Consider the following 20,984-nt stretch of genomic DNA (forward strand, 5'->3'; position numbering starts at 1 on the left):
GCGATTCCCGGTGCTCAGGCGATCAGCTGGCCGAAGCGGTCGACTTCCTCAGTCGTGGTGGCAAAGCTGGTGACGAAGCGATAGAGCGTTTCGCCCTCGCCGATATGCCCATCGAAGCCATGCGGCTTGTGCCAGTCATAGAAGGCGGCGCCCGCCGCCTGCAGCCTTTCGGCCTGGGCTGTCTTCATCACCGCGAAAACCTCGTTGGCCTGCGGCAGCCATGCCAGCTGTGCCGAGGCGGAATCCTCGATTGCCGCGGCCAGGCGCGCTGCCATGGCATTGGCGTGCCGGGCTGTCTCAAGCCACAGGCCATCGGTGAAATAGGCTTCGAACTGGGCCGCGATGAACCGCGACTTGGAGAACAGTTGCGCGGCGCGCTTACGCAGGAAGGCAAGTTCCTTGGCGCGGTCGAGGTCGAACAGCACGATCGCCTCGGCGCACCAGCAACCATTCTTGGTACCGCCGAAGGAAAGAATATCGACGCCGCGTTTCCAAGTCATTTCAGCCGGTGTCGTTTCAAGCGCCACCAAGGCGTTGGCAAAGCGCGCGCCATCCATATGCAACGGCAAGGAATGCCGTTTGGTGATCGCCGAGATCGCCGAAATCTCATCGAGGCCATAGACAGTACCGACTTCGGTCGACTGGGTGAGTGAGATCGCCATGGGCCGGCCCCAATGGACGATCTCGGGAGCGAAACGGCCGACGGCCTTTTCAAGATTGTGCGGATCCATCTTGCCCAGTGCCCCGTCGATGGCATGAAGGCGCGAGCCGCCGGAGAAATATTCCGGCGCGCCGCATTCATCCTCGATGACATGCGATTCGCGATGGGCGAAGGAAATGCCGCCCGGCTTGTTGTAGGCGGCCAGTGCCAGCGAGTTGGCAGCCGTGCCGGTGGCCACAAAGAATACCGCCACATCGCGCTCGAAAATCTCGCTGAAGCGGTTGTAGACGGTCTGGTCGAGCGTGCCGTCGCCATAGGCGGTTGAAAAGCCGCCGGAGTGGGCCGAAAGGCCGGCCGCGATGCTGGGGTGGGCGCCTGCCCAGTTGTCGGAAGCGAAAAACATGCGTCTGCCTGTGTTTGGGGAAATCAGGGAAATCGCCAGAACCTTGACCGGTTTGATGGGCTGCTCGCAAGGGCCAAGGCTTGGAAAACCGGTAAAGCCAGAGCGGCGGGTTCGTAGATACGCGGCGAATGAAGCTTACGTTTTCACTCCACTTCACGTAATTTTCTGTCGCCGAACGGCCAAGTTTTTTGTGAATCGGTCTTGTGTGTGTCCAGGAATTCTGTCATAAAAATTTAGGACAGTAGTGCTGTCTTATTTTGTCGCACAAAACAAGCTGGATTGGCGTATCATTTGGGCCTCTCCGGCCGTTGCCGCGAGCGACAGGTGGACGGCCGGACTGCTGCCAGTAGGAATGACTCTGGCCTGTACGAATACGGACCATGCGGAAAGCCGCACGGTTCGGCAAGGATTTCGCAAGACGTGACGCAAGGATCGAGGGTGAGCCAAGTGCTTGCCGAGGCAAATTGGCGACCGAAGAACTGGCCAGCGCCCGAAGGGCTGGTAACGGAGGACAGGACATGACGGACATGACGCTTTCTGCGACGAACGGCCAGGCCGCGCAGACGAAAGCGGCAACCGTCAAAAATACCACCAACCACATCCGAGCCACCACCGGCTTTGCGGCGCAGGGTCTCTACGATCCGCGCAACGAGCACGATGCCTGCGGTGTCGGCTTCATCGTCAACATGAAGGGCGTCAAGTCGCATCAGATCGTCAAGGACGGCCTTGCCGTTCTGGAGAATCTGACGCATCGCGGCGCTGTCGGCGCCGACCCGCTGGTCGGCGATGGCGCGGGCGTTCTGGTCCAGCTTCCGGACCGGTTCTTCCGTGAGGAGATGGCTGCCCAGGGCATCGAACTGCCGCCAGCGGGCCAGTACGGCGTCGGCCACTGGTTCATGCCGCAGGACGCGGCACTTCGTGCTCATATCGAGGACATCATCGCCGAATCGGCGCAGTCCGAGGGGCTGCCGCTGATCGGTTTCCGTGACGTGCCCGTCGACAATTCATCGCTGTCGAAGGCTCCCGATATCGTTGCCTCCGAGCCGTTCCACAGGCAGGTCTTCATCGGCCGCACGTCGGACATTCCCGACGACGAGGAATACGAGGCCAGGCTCTACCTGCTGCGCAAGGTCATATCGGGCCGCATCTATGCCGAGAACGACAACAAGGACATCGGTTCCTATTGCGTCTCGCTGTCGGCGCGCACCATCGTCTACAAGGGCATGTTCCTGGCCTACCAGGTCGGCGCCTACTACAAGGACCTGACCGACCCGCGCTTCGATACCGCGCTGATCCTGGTCCACCAGCGCTTCTCGACCAACACGTTCCCATCGTGGAAGCTGGCGCATCCCTACCGCATGGTTGCGCATAATGGCGAGATCAACACGGTGCGCGGCAACAACAACTGGATGGCGGCGCGCCAGGCGTCGGTCGATTCCGAACTGTTCGGCAACAACATCTCGAAGCTGTGGCCGATCTCCTATGAAGGCCAGTCCGACACCGCCTGTTTCGACAACGCGCTCGAATTCCTGTTCCAGGGCGGCTACAGCCTCAGCCACGCCATGATGATGCTGATCCCGGAAGCCTGGGCCGGCAACAAGCTCATGGATGCCGACCGCAAGGCTTTCTATGAATATCATGCCGCGCTGATGGAGCCATGGGACGGGCCGGCCGCGGTCGTCTTCACCGATGGCCGCCAGATCGGCGCCACGCTCGACCGCAACGGTCTACGCCCGGCGCGCTACATCGTCACCGATGACGACCGTGTCATCATGGCTTCGGAAGCCGGCGTGCTGCCGGTGCCGGAAGAGCGCATCGTCAAGAAGTGGCGGCTGCAGCCCGGCCGCATGCTGCTGATCGACCTGGAAAAGGGCCGCATCGTTTCCGACGAGGAGATCAAGTCGGAGATCGCGACCAAGCATCCCTACAAGAACTGGCTGGCCAACACACAGCTCATTCTGGAGGATCTGAAGCCGGTCGAGCCGCGCGCGCTGCGCAAGGACGTTTCCCTGCTCGATCGCCAGCAGGCCTTCGGCTACAGCCAGGAAGACACCAAGCTGTTGATGTCGCCGATGGCGACCACCGGCCAGGAAGCCGTGGGCTCGATGGGCACCGACACGCCGATTTCGGCGATGTCGGACAGGTCGAAGCTGCTCTACACCTATTTCAAGCAGAACTTCGCCCAGGTCACCAACCCGCCGATCGATCCGATCCGCGAGGAACTGGTGATGAGCCTGGTGTCCTTCATCGGGCCACGGCCCAACATCTTCGACCTCGTCGGCAATTCGCGCCGCAAGCGGCTCGAGGTGCGCCAGCCGATCCTGACCAATGGCGATCTGGAAAAGATCCGTTCGATCGGCCATACCGAGGACCGTTTCGACACCAAGACGATCGATGTCACCTATGCTTCGACCGAGGGGGCGTCCGGCATGCAGGGCGCCATCGACCGCCTGTGCGAGCGGGCTGAAGCGGCGGTCGCAGGCGGCTACAACATCATCATCCTGTCCGACCGCCAGCTTGGGCCGGACCGCATCGCCATTCCGGCGCTGCTGGCGACGGCGGCCGTGCATCATCACCTGATCCGCAAGGGCCTGCGCACGTCGGTCGGTCTCGTCGTTGAATCCGGCGAGCCGCGCGAAGTGCATCATTTCTGCTGCCTCGCCGGCTACGGCGCGGAAGCGATCAACCCTTACCTCGCCTTCGACACGCTGCTCGACATGCACAAGCGCGGCGAACTGCCGGCGGAGGTCGACGCCTACGAAGTCGTCTCGCGCTACATCAAGTCGATCGGCAAGGGCATCCTCAAGGTGATGTCCAAGATGGGCATCTCGACCTACCAGTCCTATTGCGGCGCGCAGATATTCGACGCCATCGGCCTGAAGTCGGACTTCGTGCAGAAGTACTTCACCGGCACCGCGACGCTGATCGAAGGCGTCGGGCTGGACGAGGTCGCCGGCGAGACCGTCAGCCGTCACACGGACGGCTTCGGCAACGATCCGGTGCTGCGCAACAGCCTGGAGGTCGGCGGCGAATATCTGTTCCGCATGCGCGGCGAGGCACATATCTGGTCACCCGACGCGGTCGCGACCTTGCAGCACGCCGTGCGCCAGGGTTCCTGGGACACGTTCAAGGAGTATTCAGCGCAGATCGACAGCGAGACGGCGCGGGCGCAATCCATTCGCGGTCTGTTCAAGATCAAGCTGGCCGAGGAAACCGGCCGCAAGAAGGTCGCCCTCGACGACGTCATGTCGGCGGCGGATATCGTCAAGCGCTTCTCGACGGGAGCGATGTCCTTCGGCTCGATCTCCCGGGAGGCGCATACGACCCTGGCGCGCGCCATGAACCAGATCGGCGGCAAGTCGAACACCGGCGAGGGCGGCGAAGAGTCCGACCGCTATCTGCCGCTGCCCGGCGGCGGCAAGAACCCGGAACGTTCGGCGATCAAGCAGATCGCTTCCGGGCGGTTCGGCGTGACGGCGGAATATCTCGTCAACTCCGACATGATGCAGATCAAGGTCGCGCAAGGCGCCAAGCCCGGCGAGGGCGGCCAGCTGCCCGGCCACAAGGTCGATGCGACCATCGCCAAGGTCCGGCATTCGACGCCCGGCGTCGGCCTGATTTCGCCGCCGCCGCATCACGACATCTATTCGATCGAGGATCTGGCGCAGCTGATCTACGACCTGAAGAACGTCAATCCGGCGGCCGACGTGTCGGTCAAGCTGGTGTCTGAAGTCGGTGTCGGCACGGTCGCGGCGGGCGTTGCCAAGGCGCGCGCCGACCACATCACCATCTCCGGCTATGACGGCGGCACGGGTGCTTCGCCGCTGACCTCGCTGAAGCATGCCGGCAGCCCTTGGGAAATGGGCCTTGCCGAGACGCATCAGACGCTGGTGCTCAACGGCTTGCGTTCGCGTGTGGCACTGCAGGTCGATGGCGGCCTGCGCACCGGCCGCGATGTCATCATCGGCGCGTTGCTGGGTGCCGACGAGTTCGGCTTCTCGACCGCGCCGCTGATCGCGGCTGGCTGCATCATGATGCGCAAGTGCCATCTCAACACTTGCCCGGTCGGCGTCGCGACGCAGGACCCGGTGCTGCGCAAGCGCTTCAAGGGTACGCCGGAGCATGTCATCAACTTCTTCTTCTATGTCGCGGAAGAGGTTCGCGGGCTGCTGGCCGAGATGGGCTTCACCCATCTCGACCAGATCATCGGCGATGCCGATCTCCTGGAGAAGCGCGACGTGATCCAGCACTGGAAGGCGCGCGGGCTCGATTTCTCGAAGATGTTCTACAAGCCCGATGCGCCGCACGAGGCCGTGCACTGGACCGAGCGGCAGAAGCACCCGATCGACGATGTGCTGGACCGCAAGCTGATCGAGCTGGCCAAGCCGGCGCTCGAGAGCAAGCAGCCGGTTCGCATCGAGGTCGACATTCGCAATGTCGATCGCTCGACCGGCGCGATGCTGTCGGGCGAAGTGGCAAAGCGCTTCAGGCACAAGGGCCTGCGCGAGGACACGATCTCGGTCAAGCTGACCGGTACCGCCGGCCAGTCCTTCGGCGCGTTCCTGGCGCGCGGCATTTCGTTTGAGCTCGTCGGTGCCGGTAACGACTATGTCGGCAAGGGCCTTTCGGGCGGACGTATCGTCATTCGCCCGCCAGAGAATTCGAAGATCGTCGCGGCTGACTCCATCATCGTCGGCAACACGGTCCTGTACGGCGCCACCGAAGGCGAGGCCTATTTCGCAGGCGTGGCCGGCGAGCGCTTCGCGGTGCGCAATTCGGGCGTGGCTGCCGTCGTCGAAGGCGTGGGTGACCACGGCTGCGAGTACATGACCGGTGGTATCGTCGTCGTCATCGGCAAGACTGGCCGCAACTTTGCCGCCGGCATGTCGGGTGGCGTCGCCTATGTGCTGGATGAGGCCGGCGATTTCGCCGAGCGCTGCAACATGGCGATGGTCGAACTGGAACCGGTGCCGGAAGAAGACGACCTGATGGAGAGGCTGCTGCACCATGGCGGCGATCTCGACCACAAGGGCCGCGTCGACGTCTCCGGTGACATGACCAGCCATGACGAGGAGCGGCTCTACCAGCTCATCTCGAACCATGTGCACTACACGGGTTCGGTGCGTGGGCGCGAAATCCTCGACGACTGGGCGACGTTCCGGCCGAAATTCCGCAAGATCATGCCGGTCGAATACCGCCGCGCGCTGATCGAGATGGAACGCATGCGCATGGGCGTCGCGGCCGAATAGATTTTTGCAAGAGCCGGGAAGTCTGGCTTCCCGGCCGGCACATCATCAACAATCCCGACCTCGGACTGAAGGTTGCCACGGCTGCCTTATGAGGTTACGGGTGCGGCGAAAACCGCACCATCTGGACAGCAGGGAACTGGACTATGGGCAAGGTAACAGGCTTTCTTGAGATCGACCGGCAGGTGCACAAGTACCAGCCAGCTTCCGACCGCATCCGGCATTTCCGTGAATTCACGCTGCCGATGTCGGACAAGGAGGTCGAGAAACAGGCCGCGCGCTGCATGGATTGCGGCATTCCGTTCTGTCATGGGCCGACGGGCTGCCCGGTGCACAATCAGATTCCGGACTGGAACGACCTCGTCTATGCCGGCGATTGGGATAACGCGATCCGCAACCTGCATTCGACCAACAATTTCCCTGAGTTCACCGGCCGCATCTGCCCCGCACCTTGCGAGGAAGCCTGCACACTGAACCTCGAGGACATTCCAGTCGCCATCAAGACGGTCGAGCAGGCGATCGCCGACAAGGCTTACGAGACCGGCCATATCCGGCCTTATCCGCCGGAGAAGAAGACCGGCAAGCGGGTCGCCGTCATCGGCTCCGGCCCTGCCGGCATGGCCGCCGCGCAGCAGCTCGGCCGTGCTGGTCACGACGTCCATGTCTATGAGCGCGAGAGCCGGCCGGGCGGGCTGATGCGCTACGGCATCCCGGACTTCAAGATCGAGAAGCACTATATCGACCGCCGCATCGAGCAGATGCAGGGCGAGGGTGTGACCTTCCATTGCGGCGTCAATGTCGGTGTCGACAAGCCCATGGCCGAATTGCTCGCCGAACATGATGCAGTGCTCTATTGCGGCGGCTCGGAAACGCCGCGCGCGGCCGGCATTCCCGGTGACGATCTCGGCGGTGTCCATGACGCGATGCCCTACCTGGTGCAGCAGAACAGGCGGGTCGGCGGCGAGCCGATCCAGTCGGTGGCCTGGCCGTCGCATCCAATCATCGCCAGCGGCCAGCATGTTGTGGTCGTCGGCGGCGGCGATACCGCTTCCGATTGCGTCGGCACCGCCTTCCGGCAGGGCGCCGTGCGCGTCACTCAGCTCGACATCCGACCGCAGCCGCCGGAAAAGGAAGACAAGCTCTCGGTCTGGCCATACTGGGCGACCAAGATGCGCACTTCATCCTCACAGGCTGAGGGCGCCGAGCGCGAGTTCCAGGTGGCAACGCTGGAATTCATCGGTGAAGAAGGCCAACTGACCGGCGTCAAGTGCTGCGAGGTGGATGACAAGCGCAAGCCGATCGCCGGCTCCGAATTCGTCATCCGCGCTGATCTGGCCTTCATCGCTATCGGCTTTGCCGGACCGACGACGGCCGGGCTGGTGGCGGAAATGGACGGGCAGATGACGATCGTCACCGACAGCCGCCGCTCCAGGAATGTGGCGGCCAATGACCACGACTACAAGACCAGCGTCGACGGGCTCTATGCGGCAGGCGACGTGCGCCGCGGCCAGTCGCTGGTCGTGTGGGCAATCCGCGAAGGCCGGCAGGCCGCCCGCTCCATCGACGAGGCCTTGATGGGATCGAGTGTTCTGCCGAGGTGAGGCTTTCTGTTTTGAAATGAAAAGGCGCTGGTTTGGCGCCTTTTCCCATGAACTCTGAATTGCCTATTGATTGATCGCCGTCGCCGAGCCGTTTGCGGCCGCCGTCGTTGCCGGCTGGACCTTGGGCGGCCAGGAGAAATCATCGACGCGGCCGGGCGAGGCGTCCGATGCCTTGCCTTCGTTGACAAGCTTTTCGCCGGGCAGGTCGAGATTGGCTTTTATCGGCGGGGCTGAGCCAAGGAGTTCGGTGCCGCCATCGAGCGCGGGATCGCTGAGCAGCATCGGCACCGTGCGGTCGACGACAACAGGTGCCGCGGCCGGAGCCGGCGCCTCGACGGGTGCGCCCGCGGGGGCGGAGGCGATGACGGCACTGCCGGGCGCGGTCAGGCCGAGGATCTTCAGCAGCGGCTTTTCGGTGTAGAAGGCGAGCTTGCGCTTGCCGGCCTTGGAAGCATTGATGCCGTCGTCGGCGCGCAGCCGCACCGGCTGGCCGTTGATGTCAGGTCCGCTGGAGACGAAGGCGCCGTTCTCGTCGACGAAGCCGTCCCAGACGTCGACGAATTCGCCGCCATGGTTTTCCGCCGCCTGATGGTAGATGTCGTTGAAGGCCAGCATGTCGGATGTCATCTTCGGCACCCGGAAGGCCGGCATGCCGACCCATAGGAAGGGCACCTTGGCCGTGGCGATCGCCTTGCCAAGCGCATCGGTGCGGCGTTCATATTCCTTGGTCCAGTTCTCGGAACGCGGCTGTTCGCGCACGTCACCGACCTTCATCGACTGGCGATCGTTCGAGCCCAGCATGACGACAACGGCGGCGGGCCTTTCGGTCTCGATCAGCGACTTGATCTGTTCGGGCCAATTGTAGAAATCGTCACGCACGAAGCCGGATGAACCATTGCTGCGGACGACAATCTTGACGCCTGCGTTTTCGGCGAAGGTTGTGTCGAGGCCCTCGGCCAGCCCGCTCGCCATGAAATCGCCGACCACCAGCACCGTGCGGGCGTCCGGTGTCTTCTCGACGATCGGAACCTGCGGCTCGGCGGGCTGGCGAGGTGCGGCACGAGGCTTGCGCGCCTTTGGCTTGGTCTGCTGGACCGGTGGCTCGACGCGCTCGCTGCGGCGCGGAAACAGAAGGTCGCGCAGCGACCAGCCGCGGCTCTGCTGCTGTTCCTGCGCCAGGGCGGGGCTGTGAAGAGAGGCAGTCACGCCAATGGCAAGCACGGTTATGGCCAGAATCAGGATCGGCACGCGGCGAACGATTACCCGGATACGCACAGCCGAAACCAATCGCCTCTCCATCCCTGTGGCGCGGCACCCCTTCTGAGCGCGCCGGACTGGCTCTATTTCTTCCTGAGCCATTTGAGCACTTCCATGCTCGGATACCCGTCCTGGGTCAAGCCGACCTTTGCCTGATAGGCGATGATGGCGGCTTTGGAACCGTCGCCGATCTTGCCGTCGAACTTGCCGTCGTAAACGCCATGCTGTGAAAGCCGCTTCTGCAACTCCTGCCTCTCCTCGAAGGACAGTTTGGTGAATGGCCGCTTCCAGTCCTGCACCAGACCGCTGCCGCCGGCAATCTCGTCGGCAAGCAGACCGACGGCCAGCGCGTATTTGTCGGCGTTGTTGTACGCCTTGATGACGGTGAAATTCTTGATCATCAGGAAAGACGGGCCATCACGGCCGTCCGGCACTTTCAGCGTCGCCTTGTCGGTGGCGTTCTTGAACGGTTTGCCATTGGCCCTGACAACGCCGAGCGCCTGCCATTGCGCCAGCGTCTTCGAGCCGCTGGGAAGCTTCCCGGCCGGCAAGGTAACCTCGTAGCCCCAGGTCTTGCCTGCCTGCCAGCCATTCTTCTTCAACAAGTTGGCGGCCGTCCCCAGCGCATCGGGGATGGAGTTCCAGATGTCGCGCTTGCCGTTGCCGTCCATGTCGACGGCATAGTGCTGATAGCTGGTCGGGATGAACTGGGTGTGGCCCATGGCGCCGGCCCAGGATCCGCTCAGATGGCTTTCATCGATATCGCCCGTCTGCAGGATCTTCAGCGCGGCGATGAGCTGGGTGCGGGCGAATTTCGCCCGCTTCGGGTCGGCATAGGCCAAGGTCGCCAGCGAACGCACGACGTTGCGCATGATGTCGTCGCGCTTGAGGATTTCGCCATAATTCGATTCCATCGACCAGATGGCCAGCAGGATGTAGCGGTCGACGCCGAATCTGGCCTCGATCTTGTCCAGCCAGGGCTTCCATTTCTGGGCCATCTGCTGGCCAACGGCGATCGACTGGTCATGGACACGGTTGTCGAAATAGTCCCAGGCCGGCGCCGTGAACTCGGGCTGCGTGCGTGCCTTTTCCAGCACGACCGGGTCAATATCCTTGATGTCCCTGAAAGCCTGGTCATAGAGGGCGCCTGAAACGCCGCCGGCAACGGCGGTGGCGCGGAAGCCGGCAACCCATTGCCGGAAGCCCGCGTCGGCAAAAGCCGGGCCGGCTGGCATGAGCAGGGCGATCGAGAGGCTGGCGGCCGTGATGACGCTGGTAAAACGCTTTGCGGCATTGCGAACGGACATCTTTTCCTCCTTCTTCATCTCAGGAAAGACCATTCATCACCGAACCGGGTTAGGAATTAGTTTACCATAGGCATTGTCGGGAACGAAAAGATGCTCTGATACTTTACTAGCCGCGGGTACGCTCAAGACGAACCGATGGCTCTGTCCGCGAGCCGCTCAACCGATCTGTAGTCGTCGATTCCGGCATGAAAATGTTCTGGACGCGGGATTGCAGAACCGCCAAACAAACGGATAATTGACAGCATGAAGAGAGTTCGCAAGGCAGTTTTCCCGGTCGCCGGTCTCGGCACGCGGTTTCTCCCGGCCACCAAGGCCGTGCCGAAGGAAATGCTGACGGTGGTCGACAGACCCGTGATCCAGTATGTGGTCGACGAGGCGCGTGAGGCCGGCATCGAACATTTCATCTTCGTGACGGGCCGCAACAAGGCCGTCATCGAGGATCACTTCGACATCCAGTTCGAGCTCTATGACACGCTGGCGCAGCGCGGCAAGGACGACCAGCTTGCCCGGCTACAAAGGCTGCAGCCGGCGCCTGGGCAGACCAGTTTCACCCGCCAGCAGGTGCCGCTCGGCCTTGGCCATGCCGTCTGGTGCGCGCGCGAACTCGTCGGCGACGAGCCGTTCGCGCTGCTGTTGCCGGACATGATCATGCAGTCGGACAAAAGCTGCATGAAGTCGATGGTCGAGCTCTATGAGGAGACTGGCAACAACATCATCGCGGTGCAGGAATGCGACCCGGCCGAAACTCATAAATACGGCATTGTCGGCCGTGGCGAAGACACCCATCACGGCTTCCGCATCACCGAAATGGTGGAAAAGCCGAAGGCCGGCACAGCGCCCTCCAATCTCTACATCAACGGACGCTATATCCTGCAGCCGGAGATATTTGGCATTCTCGAAGGCCAGGAGCGGGGCGCGGGCAACGAAATCCAGTTGACCGACGCGATGCTGAAGCTGGAAAAGCAGCAGGCTTTCTATGGCTACCACTACCAGGGCCGGACATTCGATTGCGGATCGCCGGAAGGTTTTGTCGAAGCCAACGTCGCCTTCGCGCTGTGGCGCAATGACATGAACGCCAACATGGCCGGCGTCATCCGCACGCTTCTCGATGAGATGCAGCCCTCGGAGCGGCGCGGCGCGGCTATCTAGGCATCAAGGCTATACCGGCCTGCAAATGCGGGCCGGCGCCGGCATCCTGAGATATACGCTTGGCCCGGTTCCTGGACCCAGAATTTTACCGCTGCAGCTTCAGGCCGAGATAAATGCTGTTGGCTGTGTAATCGCGTCCTGCCAGGTTGCTGGTCAGCTTTTCGGTCCTGGCGCGGGTGGTGAGACCGACATAGCGGTTCAGCCACCACGTCAGCCCGGCCTCGGCGCTCAGCGTACTGTCATGACCGTCGATGCCGATGTAGTCGCGCCAGTCCAGACCCAGTGCTGCATTGGCGGTGAGGTTGGCGCGGATCTGGCGCTCGCCGGTGAGGCGGCCAGAATAGAGGATATCGCCGCTCTGGCCGGCGCTGGTCGTGCCTTCGACGGTGGTCTTTCCGGTGAGGCCGATCGTGGTGCCGCGCTCGAGCGACCATTTGAGATCGGCATTCACACTTGCACCCGAGATCGCCGGGAGACGATCGTCATCGATTGCTTCGCGCAGCCAGCCAGCGGAAAACTCGCCGCTCAGTTTCTCGCCCATGTTCAGCTGCAAGCCGGCGCGCGCTCCGAGACGCGTCGAGGAGCGCTCATAGCCGCCCGTATCGATGCGCAGATCATAGACCCGCCGGCCAACCTCGACTTCACTGAAAGGCGTGAGGGCCGGCGAGATTTCATAGCCGGTGCGCAAAGTGGCGGTATAGAGCGTCGAATCGCGATCCTTCTGCGATAGCGATGTGCCGTCCGAGAGCTTGGCGTCGCCGTAAAAGTCGTGGGAGACCGCGCCGGTCAGCGCGTAATGCATCTTGCCGACGGCCTTCTCGACGCCGAGGCTGCCGTCCACGGTCTGGCGCAGCGGCTGCGAGGAGACACCTGCGATCGCATCCAGCGACGAAGCCGATTCCGGTACGATCTCATAGCCGAGCTTGGCAATGGCACGCAGCTCATTGTCGAGGTCGACATTGAGCTGGCCTTCGATGCGGCCCTGCGCGTCATTGATCTTGTCGCCAGAGACGGTGTTACGGAAAGTGCCGTAGCCGTCGATGATTGCCGAATTCTCGCGCCAGTCGGAAGCGGCGGTGAAGCGCAGCGCCGTTTCAGAAAGCAGCGCTGATTTGCCGTCGCTGCTCGAATTGGCATTCGATGTGGCGGTCAGGCCTTGCTCCAGCGTTGGCCTGATGAGGAAAGAGCCCCATTTGACCCCGGGGGCGGCGAAAGGATCTTCCTCGGGTTTCTTGTTCTGACCTTCGATAGATGCCGTCCGCTCGGCGCCGCGGTCGAGCTTGACCTTGTCGGTGCTGTCGATGGTGACGGCACGCCGATTGGCGGCTTCCTGATCCACCCCATTTGTATCGGTGTCGTCGGCTGTGGCAGCTGTGGTGTCCGTTGTCGCAGGCGTTGACTTTTTCTTCTTCGACTTGTCGGCGGTCTTGCTCTTAGCCTTGTCGTCATCCGCCTTTTTCCTGCCAGCCGATGGGCGGCGCGGCTTGACGGGTGCCGGAGTGTCAACGGTCGTGTCGTCGCTGGCTGTCGGCGGATCGAAGAGGCTTCCCGTGGCTGCTGCGTCGTCATCCGGCACGGCGCCCGGGCTCGCCGGCAGATAGGCAGGGGCTGGCGCACTGGTTTGCACGGCTTTGGCCGGCGCCTGCTGCGCTTGCTGGCCGGCTAGGCCCAGTTGTCTGGCCCGGCGCTGCTGGTCGGACTGTATCGCTGATTCCGAAACCTCGCCGCGCAGTTCTGTTTCCTGGGCGAAAAGCAGGGTCGGCCGCAGCAGCGCGAACATGCTGGTTGCCAGCAGCAAGGCGCAGACCGCCTTGCTCCTCCGTGCTCTTTTCTTTTCAGGCTGGGCCCCGGACATCGCCACCACTGCTTGCGCGGCGCACGCGCGCCATACTTACCGAACCGTAAACGGGGATGGTTAACGGAGGGTTGAGGCGGCTCGTGATCGACGTGCCAAAAAACGCTGATGTCCCAAGGGATTCCGCAGCTTGTTCCGGGCTCTCTGCCAATGGCGCATCACGCCATTCGAGAGCGTGAGCGAGATACATCACGTGATATTTCTGTTGGACATGAACGCGGCAAAGCGTTAATCGCATTCCCCATGCATGCGGGATCCCTAGAAAAGAAGCCGTTGGACAATCAGGCATCGATTGCTTCGGCGCTCAGGACAGTAGCAACCGAACAGGCCGGTGTGGCGGCCTTGGCCGAAGCGCTTCAGAACGGACTGGCCGACCCCTTCGCACGGGCCGTCGACATGATCTCCCGAATCGAGGGCAGGGTCATCGTCACCGGCGTCGGCAAAAGCGGTCATATCGGCTCGAAAATAGCGGCGACTTTTGCCTCGACCGGCACGCCCGCCTTCTTCGTCCATCCGTCCGAAGCCAACCACGGCGATCTCGGCATGATCGCCAGAGACGACGCCATTATTGCCCTGTCCTGGTCGGGCGAGAGCAAGGAACTCAACGGCATCGTCGCCTATTCCCGGCGCTTCTCCATTCCGCTTATCGCGGTGACAGCGGGCGAGACATCGGCGCTGGCGCGGGCGGCGGACGTGGTACTCCTGTTGCCTCGGGCCCAGGAAGCCTGCCCGCACGGTCTTGCGCCGACGACCTCGACACTGCTTCAGTTGGTGATGGGTGACGCACTGGCCATCGCGCTGCTCGAAGCGCGCGGCTTTACGCCGGATCATTTCCGAACATTCCATCCAGGCGGGCAGCTTGGCGCCAATCTGACCCAAATTCGCGACATCATGCATGTCGGCGAGAGGCTGCCGCTGGTTGTTTCGGGCACCGGCATGCAGGAAGCGATTCTTGAATTGTCGCGCAAGGGCTTTGGCTGCGTGGCGATCACCGCCGCCGATGGTGCGCTGATCGGGATCATCACCGACGGCGACATCAGACGCCATATCGGCGGCAATCTGCTGGCCATGACGGTCGATCATGTGATGACGAAGGGTCCAAAGACCGCTGGACCGGACACGCTGGTGGCGACGGCGCTGCAGACGATCAACACATCAGCCATCACCAGCCTTATGGTGGTGGAAGGCAAGCGGCCGGTTGGACTGGTCCACCTGCACGATTTGCTGCGGATTGGGGCCGCATAGAGCGGCTACGTCCAGCCGCTCTTTGACTTTTCAGCCCAGTCTCATACGGCCTCGACGGTCAGCTCCAGATCCGTGTCAGCGGCACCGGTCACGCGCACCTGAGTGCCGGCCGGCAGGTCCGGGCCGGAGACCCGCCACAGCGTGTCGCCTAGTTTGATGCGCCCGCGTCCATCGCGGATCGGTTCGGCAAGCGTCGCCATGCGGCCGACCATCTGTGCGCCGCGACGGTTGAGCAGCGGCTGGTCGGTCGGGTCATTGCGTCCACCCACCAGTTTCTTGCCGGCATAGGCAGAAATCAGCGACAGCACCAGGAAGGCGAGCACCTGGATCTGCCAGGTCCAGAAGCCAGCATCCCAGATCAGCAGCGACACGGCACCGATCAGCAGGGCCGCGATGCCGATCCACAGCATGAAGATGCCTGGCGCGATGACTTCCATCACCAGCAGGACGAAGCCCAGAACCATCCAGTTCCAGGGACCGAGTTCGGAAATGATGCGGTCGATCATGGGTTTTGACCTATTGCAACCAGATCAGTTGTCGCTCGGCCTGACGACCGGCGGGCGCGCGGCCTGGCGTGCGGCACCAGCCGTGCCTTCGCTGCGGAACACTTCCTTGGCGATCTCGCCGATGCCGCCCAGCGTGCCGATCAGCGAAGAGGCTTCGATCGGCATCAGCACGACCTTGCTGTTGGTGGCCGAGCCGATCTTGGTCAGCGCTTCGGTGTATTTCAGCGCGACGAAGTAGTTGAGCGCCTGCACGTCGCCCTTGGATATGGCTTCGGACACGACCTGCGTGGCGCGCGCCTCGGCTTCCGCAGAGCGCTCGCGCGCTTCGGCGTCGCGGAAGGCGGCTTCCTTGCGGCCCTCGGCCTCGAGGATCTGCGACTGCTTGAGGCCTTCGGCGGCGAGGATCTGTGCGCGCTTGTTGCGTTCGGCCGTCATCTGCCGGCCCATCGATTCGATGAGGTTGGCTGGCGGATTGATGTCCTTGATCTCGACGCGGGTGATCTTGATGCCCCACGGATGCGCCGCCTCGTCGACGACACGCAGCAGCCGCTCGTTGATGGCGTCGCGGTTCGACAGCAGCTCGTCGAGATCCATCGAACCCATGACGGTACGGATGTTTGTCATCGTCAGGTTGAGGATGGCGTTCTGCAGCCCGGCAACCTGGTAGGCGGCCTGCGCCGCGTTGAGGATCTGGAAGAAGGCGATGCCGTCGACACCGACAATGGCGTTGTCGCGGGTGATGATTTCCTGGCTTGGAACATCAAGCACCTGCTCCATCATGTTCATCTTGGCGCCGATGCGGTCAACGAATGGCACGATGAGGTTGAGGCCTGGGGTCAGTGTCTTGGTGTAACGGCCGAAGCGTTCGACGGTATAATTGTAACCTTGCGGGATCGTGCGAATGCCTTTGAACAGCACCAGAACGACAAGGGCGACAAGAACAAGAATCGCGATATCAAAACCACTGAAGTCCATTTGGCTCTCCCTCAGATGCCGACCGCCACAGCACTGCCGCGTGGCCGACTTCACCAAACACTTAAGTGTGTTTCAGCAACGTTACAATCAGGTGATGAGTGATATTTGTGGACTTGCCATCAGCGGTTGAAGGCAAACAAGCCTGCATCCGTGTCATTCATTCCGTTGACCGAGGCGGACACGATCTCCGACGCGATGCGGGAGAACGTGATGCCATTGCCGCCATAGCCCATCACCGAATGGATGCGTGGGTGCCTGGGGATGGCGCCGATATAGGGCAAGCCGGTGGTGGTGGTGCCGAAGGAGCCTGTCCAGGCAAAATCGGGTCTGGTATCGAGTTGCGGGAACAGCCGGCCGAGCTTCTCGGCAATGCGCTCGCTCTTGTCGGCTATCAATGAATCGCGCCGTGTCTCATCGACAAAATCCTCGTCCTCGCCACCGCAGATGACCCTGCCGTCGGCTGTTGCCCGCATGTAGAGATAGGGGTCGGATGCTTCCCAGATGAAGGCCGCGCCCGGCCATATTTTTGGCGATTGCGGGCGTGTCGCGATCGCCCAGGTCGAGATGATCTGATGCGCGGTAGCCGGTACGATGTCGGTCAGTTCGTATCCCGTCGCCAGCACCAGGTGCCTTGCGGTGATGGTCGGCCCATCCCTGGTGGCGACGATTACCTCGTCAGCGCTGTCCTCGATCATGGTGGCTTCGACCGGCGCGTGGAAACGTGCCTTGCGCTCCAGCGCCTTGAGCAACAGGCCGGCGGTCAGCTTGCGCGGGTCGAGCGCGATGTTGCCATGGCTGAGGATGGCGCCGTCGCGCTCGATGCCGAATGTCTCGGCCAGCGGCCGTGGCGTCAGATAGGTGGCGCCAATGCCGGCCTGCCGCCTTGCTTCGGCTTCATCGCGCAATTGCAAAGGACCAAGCACCGTGCCGGCCAGATAGAGCGACTGGGTGCGGCTGGGGCCGCAGTTGATGGACAGTTCGTCGATCCGGGCGGCAAGGTTGGAGACCGCAAGCCTGGACCTTCGCCACGCCTGCTCCGCCGAAGCTCTGCCGATCATCCGGCTCAGTTTGGTCAACGGTTGGTCGATCTCGAACTGCACCAGCGCCGTCGTTGCCGATGTCGAACCCTTCAAAGGCCCCCGGCGGTCGATGCAGATCACCGAATGGCCATCCGCCGTCAAGGTCTCGGCCATCATGGCGCCGCTGATGCCCATCCCGACGATCAGCACGTCGGTCTTGGCATCGCGGGTCAATGGGCTTGTCGGGACGACAGGCGCCCGATAGGCGGACCAGACGGTTCTGCCGCTTCTGAGGTCGAGTTTGCGGGGCATCAGATTCTCCGGAGGCCGGCCTCAACGCCTCGTAGTGAATGTTGTTCCGGTGTTAGACCCAGCCTAACAGTTCGCGCCGCACCATCGCCTCGACCACCGCCATCCCTTCAGCACTGTCGTTGAGGCACGGGATGTGGGCGAAGTTCTCGCCGCCGGCATGGTGGAAGGTTTCCGCCACCTCGCGGCCAATCTCGTCCAATGTCTCGATGCAATCGACGGAAAAACCCGGATTGACGATGGCGATCGATTTTACGCCCCTCTTGCCGAGTTCTTCCACGGTCTTGTCGGTGTAGGGCTGCAGCCACTCCTGCGCGCCGAAGCGCGACTGGAAAGCGATGATCAGCTTCTTCTCGTCCCAACCGAGCCGTTCGCGCAACAGGCGCGTCGTCTTCTGGCAGTGGCAATGGTAGGGGTCGCCCTTCTCGAAATAGGGCATCGGGATGCCGTGATAGGAGGTGATGACCACCTCCGGTTCGAAATCGAGCGTCGCCAGATGCTGTTCGATCGAGCGCGCCAGTGCCTCGATATAGACGGGCTCGTCATAGTAGGGCGGCACGCTGCGCACGGCTGGGGCTCGGCGCATCTTCATCAGCGCACGAAACAGCTGGTCATTGGCGGTGGCTGTCGTCGTTGCCGAATATTGCGGGTAGAGCGGGAAGGACAGGATGCGATCGCAGCCTTGCTCGACCAGGCGCTTGGCGACGCTCTCGGTCGACGGATTGCCATAGCGCATCGCCCAGTCAACGACGACATCGGGCAGGTCCCGCAGGGCCTCAGCCAGCTTTTCGCCCTGGGCGCGGGTGTAGGTGCGCAGCGGCGACTCGTTCTTCTCGCGGTTCCAGATGCGGGCGTAGTTGGAACCGGATTTCTTGGGGCGCGTGGTGAGAACGAGGCCGTAGAGGATCGGATACCAGATCGCCCGGTTTAGCTCGATGACGCGCGGATCGGACAGGAACTCGCGGAGATAGCGCCACATCGGCTTGAAGTCGGTGCCGTCGGGCGTGCCGAGATTGACCAGCATGACGCCGATCTTGCCTGCTTTCACCGGCGCGTGCCCGGCCGGCAGCGGGCCGATAGCCTTCGCGGCTTTGGGATCGACAGCAGTGGGAAGCGTCATAGGGGTTCTCCAGGAGACGCGAACCTAACCATCTTGCGCACGCTTTCAATGCAGCGTCTGGCCGCACCTTAGCTGGAATGCATCAAACCCGCCCGGCTTCCCGGACGGGTTTGACTGTTCGTGAGGCTCAAGCGAAATTACTTCGCCGGGATAGTCAGTGTCGCGCCAACCGGAAGCCGGCGCGGCTCGTAGCCCTTGTTTGCCTCGGAAATGACTTTCCACTTGGTGCCGTCGCCATAGGCCTTCTTTGCCAGGTCCCAGTAGGTATCGCCGGCAGCGATGACATGGCTGCCTTCGGCGGGTGCTGCCTCGGCTGGCTTTGCGGGTTCTGCAGGTGCCGGTGCAGGCGCGGCCTCCGCGGGCTTGGCCGGTTCGGCAGGCGCGGGCGCCGCCGGAGCAGGAGCCGGCGCGGGCGGGGCTGGTGGCGGAGGTGCCGCCTCTGTCGAGATCGCCGGTGGGGTGTTGGCGATATCGCCTGAGTTGGCCGGCAATTCAGGCATGGCGGGTGCTGCCTCGGCAGGCTTGGCGGGTTCCGCCGGAGCCGGCTTGGCTGGTTCGGCAGGCTTTGCCGGTTCTGCGGCCGGGGCCGCCGCTACGGTCGCCGCGATCTCAGTGATGCGGCCTTCGATCTTCGGCGTATAGGGCCGGTGCGCGCCGAGGTAGTCGGCGACGACCTGCTCGAGGCCAGGACCGTAATCATAGGCGTTCTTGGCCTTTTCGGCGAAGATCTTGTAGCCGTCGCCGCCCTGGCGAACGTAGTTGTTGGTGGCGACGAGATAGTCCTTGTCGGGATTGATCGGCGTCCAGGCGCCGCCTTCCATGACCTCCACCGACTTGACGCGGCCGGCATTGGGCGCGACCGATTTGTCGAAGGAATATTTCAGGCCGGCGACCTGCGGGAAGCGCCCGGCACCGTCCTCGACCTGGCTGAGGCCGCTTTCGAGGCCGGCAACGAGGTCCTTGCCGGAAATCTGGAAGGTCGCCAGCGTGTTCTGGAACGGCAACACGGTCAGCACCTCGCCCATGGTGACGGTGCCCTTGTCGATCGAGGCACGCAGGCCGCCGCCATTGGAGATGACGATCTCGACACCTTGTCCCTTGACGCGGTCAAGGATGGCGTCGGAGACGAGATTGCCCATCGCGCATTCGCGGGTGCGGCAGCTCTCGCGGCTGCCGTCGATGACATCGGTGGTTTCGGCGACTTCCTTGTTCTTCAGCGCCTCGATCGGCGCGCCGAGTTCCTTGATACGGGCGAGAACGGCCGGATCCGGCGTGATCGACTTGTCGAGATAGATCGGGTCGCCGCTGGCCGACTTGACGACGCCATTGTCGTCGAACACCACCTTGAACTCGCCGAGATATTTCGAATAGGACGCTGCCTGCACCACCGGCACCTTGTAGCCGTCGGGGTTGTCGACCATCGTCGGATAGGGGCCTTCCGCCTTGGGATCGGTGTTCGACAGCAGCGAATGACTGTGGCCGCCGACCACGATGTCGATGCCCGGAATCTTGGCAATGACGTCACGCTCGCGCTTGTAGCCGATATGGGTCACAGCGATGATCTTGTTGACGCCTTGGCCCTTCAGCTTCTCGACTTCGGCGGTGATCGACTTGACGTCGTCCTCGATGGTGACGTTTGGGCCGGGGGAAGCGAGTTCCGGCGTGTCGTTGGTGATGGCGCCGATGATGCCGATCTTCTGGCCGCCGACTTCAACCACGATCGATGGCTTGACGCGATCGCCAAGCTTGGATTGCGCGTTGGCCTTCACATTGGCGCCAAGCACGGGAAACTTGATCATGTCGAGGAAGGGAGCAAGCGCGGTCTCGCCGTCGTCGAATTCGTGATTGCCGAGCGCCATGGCGTCGAATTTCATCTCGTTGAGAAACTCGCCTTCGACCTTGCCCTTGTAGGTCGTGTAGAAGAGCGAGCCTTGGAAATTGTCGCCGGCGCTGAGCAGAAGAACATTCTGGCCCTCCAGCTTCTTGCGCTCCTGCGCAATGGCCGTGATCAGCCGGCCAGCGCCGCCAATGCACTCGCCCTTGGTCTCCTCGTCGGCCGAGCAGGTCGATTCATATTTGTTGTTGCCTTCGATACGGCTGTGCCAGTCGTTGATGTGCAGGATGTTCAACGTGTAGTCGGCAAAGGATGCGCCGGCCGACAGGCCGAGTGCTGAGGCGGACAGGGCGGCAATGGCGGCGATCTTCTTCATCTTCGTCTCCCGGATGAACTGACCTGAAGCGTTTAACGCTCTTGCTTGACTGGACTATAACAGCCAGCTTTCGAGCATGTTCCCATCGCATTCCTAGGCATGCAAGTGGAATCAGGACGGG

At 62.5% G+C, this 20,984-nt stretch carries 13 protein-coding genes; 4 read left to right on the forward strand and 9 right to left on the reverse strand.

Annotation, left to right across the window (positions count from 1 at the left end; translation table 11 throughout):
• Positions 1-14: 14 nt before the first annotated feature.
• On the reverse strand, positions 15-1,064 hold the full coding sequence (locus GA829_RS10565) for a threonine aldolase family protein (RefSeq protein ID WP_195178438.1): 1,050 nt from the start codon (positions 1,062-1,064) through the stop codon (positions 15-17).
• 518 nt (positions 1,065-1,582) lie between these two features.
• Here GA829_RS10565 and gltB point away from each other — a divergent pair.
• On the forward strand, positions 1,583-6,313 hold the full coding sequence (gene gltB, locus GA829_RS10570; protein ID WP_195178439.1) for a glutamate synthase large subunit: 4,731 nt from the start codon (positions 1,583-1,585) through the stop codon (positions 6,311-6,313).
• A gap of 143 nt (positions 6,314-6,456) precedes the next feature.
• The gene (locus GA829_RS10575) at positions 6,457-7,911 is read left to right on the forward strand and encodes a glutamate synthase subunit beta (RefSeq protein WP_195178440.1); all 1,455 of its coding nucleotides are present in this window, start codon (positions 6,457-6,459) and stop codon (positions 7,909-7,911) included.
• A 63-nt stretch (positions 7,912-7,974) separates the two neighbouring features.
• Here the strand turns inward: GA829_RS10575 and GA829_RS10580 are convergent, their stop codons facing one another.
• Complete coding sequence (locus GA829_RS10580; protein ID WP_195178441.1) at positions 7,975-9,198, reverse strand: SGNH/GDSL hydrolase family protein; 1,224 nt, start codon at positions 9,196-9,198, stop codon at positions 7,975-7,977.
• 53 nt (positions 9,199-9,251) lie between these two features.
• Entirely contained in the window at positions 9,252-10,475 is a 1,224-nt protein-coding gene (locus GA829_RS10585) for a lytic murein transglycosylase (RefSeq protein ID WP_195178442.1), read from the reverse strand.
• A gap of 234 nt (positions 10,476-10,709) precedes the next feature.
• Between GA829_RS10585 and galU the strand changes: the two genes are divergently transcribed.
• Entirely contained in the window at positions 10,710-11,624 is a 915-nt protein-coding gene (galU, locus tag GA829_RS10590; protein ID WP_195179597.1) for a UTP--glucose-1-phosphate uridylyltransferase GalU, read from the forward strand.
• Between the two features lie 85 nt (positions 11,625-11,709).
• Here galU and GA829_RS10595 read toward each other — a convergent pair whose 3' ends face one another.
• Positions 11,710-13,479, reverse strand: a complete 1,770-nt coding sequence (locus GA829_RS10595; protein WP_195178443.1) for an outer membrane beta-barrel protein — start codon at positions 13,477-13,479, stop codon at positions 11,710-11,712.
• Positions 13,480-13,722: 243 nt separating this feature from the next.
• Between GA829_RS10595 and GA829_RS10600 the strand changes: the two genes are divergently transcribed.
• Positions 13,723-14,724, forward strand: coding sequence for a KpsF/GutQ family sugar-phosphate isomerase (locus tag GA829_RS10600; protein ID WP_195178444.1), 1,002 nt, complete (start codon positions 13,723-13,725; stop codon positions 14,722-14,724).
• Positions 14,725-14,765: 41 nt separating this feature from the next.
• Here the strand turns inward: GA829_RS10600 and GA829_RS10605 are convergent, their stop codons facing one another.
• The 5 genes from GA829_RS10605 to GA829_RS10625 form a co-directional block, all read right to left on the reverse strand.
• Positions 14,766-15,230 (reverse strand): NfeD family protein, encoded by a 465-nt coding sequence (locus GA829_RS10605; RefSeq protein ID WP_195178445.1) that lies wholly within the window; start codon positions 15,228-15,230, stop codon positions 14,766-14,768.
• A 24-nt stretch (positions 15,231-15,254) separates the two neighbouring features.
• Positions 15,255-16,205, reverse strand: a complete 951-nt coding sequence (locus GA829_RS10610) for an SPFH domain-containing protein (RefSeq protein WP_195178446.1) — start codon at positions 16,203-16,205, stop codon at positions 15,255-15,257.
• A gap of 119 nt (positions 16,206-16,324) precedes the next feature.
• On the reverse strand, positions 16,325-17,536 hold the full coding sequence (locus GA829_RS10615; protein ID WP_195178447.1) for an NAD(P)/FAD-dependent oxidoreductase: 1,212 nt from the start codon (positions 17,534-17,536) through the stop codon (positions 16,325-16,327).
• A gap of 52 nt (positions 17,537-17,588) precedes the next feature.
• Positions 17,589-18,653 (reverse strand): ferrochelatase, encoded by a 1,065-nt coding sequence (hemH, locus tag GA829_RS10620; protein WP_195178448.1) that lies wholly within the window; start codon positions 18,651-18,653, stop codon positions 17,589-17,591.
• A gap of 137 nt (positions 18,654-18,790) precedes the next feature.
• Complete coding sequence (locus GA829_RS10625) at positions 18,791-20,863, reverse strand: bifunctional metallophosphatase/5'-nucleotidase (RefSeq protein ID WP_195178449.1); 2,073 nt, start codon at positions 20,861-20,863, stop codon at positions 18,791-18,793.
• Positions 20,864-20,984: the final 121 nt, after the last annotated feature.

The sequence above is a fragment of the Mesorhizobium sp. INR15 genome (assembly GCF_015500075.1).
In the GTDB taxonomy this organism is placed as follows: Bacteria; Pseudomonadota; Alphaproteobacteria; order Rhizobiales; family Rhizobiaceae; genus Mesorhizobium.

Coding starts and splice junctions, on each gene's coding strand:
- GA829_RS10565 (WP_195178438.1), bottom strand. CDS start 1,064: ATGTTTTTCGCTTCCGACAACTGGGCAGGCGCCCACCCCAGCATCGCG.
- gltB (WP_195178439.1), top strand. CDS start 1,583: ATGACGGACATGACGCTTTCTGCGACGAACGGCCAGGCCGCGCAGACG.
- GA829_RS10575 (WP_195178440.1), top strand. CDS start 6,457: ATGGGCAAGGTAACAGGCTTTCTTGAGATCGACCGGCAGGTGCACAAG.
- GA829_RS10585 (WP_195178442.1), bottom strand. CDS start 10,475: ATGTCCGTTCGCAATGCCGCAAAGCGTTTTACCAGCGTCATCACGGCC.
- GA829_RS10595 (WP_195178443.1), bottom strand. CDS start 13,479: ATGTCCGGGGCCCAGCCTGAAAAGAAAAGAGCACGGAGGAGCAAGGCG.
- GA829_RS10600 (WP_195178444.1), top strand. CDS start 13,723: ATGCATGCGGGATCCCTAGAAAAGAAGCCGTTGGACAATCAGGCATCG.
- GA829_RS10605 (WP_195178445.1), bottom strand. CDS start 15,230: ATGATCGACCGCATCATTTCCGAACTCGGTCCCTGGAACTGGATGGTT.
- GA829_RS10610 (WP_195178446.1), bottom strand. CDS start 16,205: ATGGACTTCAGTGGTTTTGATATCGCGATTCTTGTTCTTGTCGCCCTT.
- GA829_RS10615 (WP_195178447.1), bottom strand. CDS start 17,536: ATGCCCCGCAAACTCGACCTCAGAAGCGGCAGAACCGTCTGGTCCGCC.
- hemH (WP_195178448.1), bottom strand. CDS start 18,653: ATGACGCTTCCCACTGCTGTCGATCCCAAAGCCGCGAAGGCTATCGGC.
- GA829_RS10625 (WP_195178449.1), bottom strand. CDS start 20,863: ATGAAGAAGATCGCCGCCATTGCCGCCCTGTCCGCCTCAGCACTCGGC.